The following is a 1370-nucleotide window of genomic DNA, read 5'->3' as shown; positions in this document are numbered from 1 at the left end:
GCCCCCGACGTCGAGCATCTCGTCATGGTGGACGGGGCCGGCAGCGGCGCGCAGGACCCCCTCGTCGATCTGCGCGAGATCGAACAGCGCGTAGCCGTCGGAGCGATACCTGTCGAACACCGCGGGCAGTGGGCCACCCGCAGAATCGGTCACCGGAGAACTGTACGTGCCCGACGTAGGTCGAGGATCGCCGGGACCCCGGCGTCGATCGCGGCGCGCGCCAACCGTTCCCGCAACAGGCCGGTGTCGAGGGTGCCGGTCGTGTGTCCGGTGGCCTCGAACCGGCCGTTACGACGCGATTCGGCCTCGACCGCGTTCACCGGCGGCCGCTCGTAGGCGCGCCCGCCCGGATGCACCACGTGATAGGTGGCACCGCCGACCGACCGTCCGTTGACGGTGTCGACGAGATCGAAGGTCAGCGGGGTGTCGATGCTGATCGTCGGATGCAGCGCACTCGGCGGTTGCCAGGCCCGGAACCGGATACCGGCCACCCGTTCGCCGGCCCGGCCGGTCCCACGCAACGGAACCGGGAAACCGTTGCAGGTCAACACGTATCGATCGTCGTCGCCACCGGCGACGCGTACCTGAACCCGTTCGATCGAGGAGTCCACATAGCGTGCGGTGCCGGTGCCGGTGGCCTCCTCACCGAGGGTGTTCCACGGCTCGATCGCACCCCGCAGTTCGATCTCCTGATCGCGGATCTGTACCGTCCCGAGCCGCGGGAAACGAAACTCGGTGAACGGGTCGAGCCACGCCGTGTCGAACGGATACCCGGCCTCGCGCAGTTCTTCGGCCACCGACGCGATGTCGGCGATGATGTAGTGCGGCAACAGGTATTTGCCGTGCAGATCGGCGCCGTGCCGGATCAGCCGCGCCCGATAGGGCTGCTCCCAGAACCACGACACCAGCGAGCGCACCAGCAACGACTGCACCATCGCCATCCGGTGATGCGGGGGCATCTCGAACCCGCGCAGTTCCAACAGCCCGAGCCGGCCGCGCGCCGAGTCGGGACTGTAGAGCTTGTCGATGCAGAACTCGGCGCGGTGGGTGTTGCCGGTGATGTCGGTGAGCAGATGACGCAGGGCGCGGTCGGTCACCCACGGATTCGGCGCGACCCCGACCGTCGGCGCGTGCGGCTCCCCCTTGGCGTGCTTGACCGCGACCGGTGTCTTCTCGGCGAGCCGGTCGATCTCGGCGAAGGCGATCTCGAGTTCGTAGAGCGCCGATTCGCGGCCCTCGTCGGCCCGCGGCGCCTGGGAGGTGGTGCCGATGAACTTGCCGCTGAACAGATACGACAGCGCCGGATGGCGCTGCCAGTAGGTCAGCATCGACACCAGCAGGTCCGGGCGCCGCAACAACGGCGAGTCGGC

General features: G+C 68.6%; 1 protein-coding gene. It reads right to left on the bottom strand.

The features are described 5' to 3' along the window. Positions 1-149: 149 nt before the first annotated feature. The coding region (locus B1964_RS09490; RefSeq protein WP_172398797.1) for a transglutaminase family protein at positions 150-1370 on the bottom strand (1221 nt) is incomplete at its 5' end.

Origin of the sequence: Gordonia sp. i37 (assembly GCF_002043085.1) — a bacterium.
GTDB lineage: Bacteria > Actinomycetota > Actinomycetes > Mycobacteriales > Mycobacteriaceae > Gordonia > Gordonia polyisoprenivorans.
The sequence above is the reverse complement of the archived record's forward strand: the minus strand, read 5'-3'. Positions and strand labels throughout refer to the sequence as shown.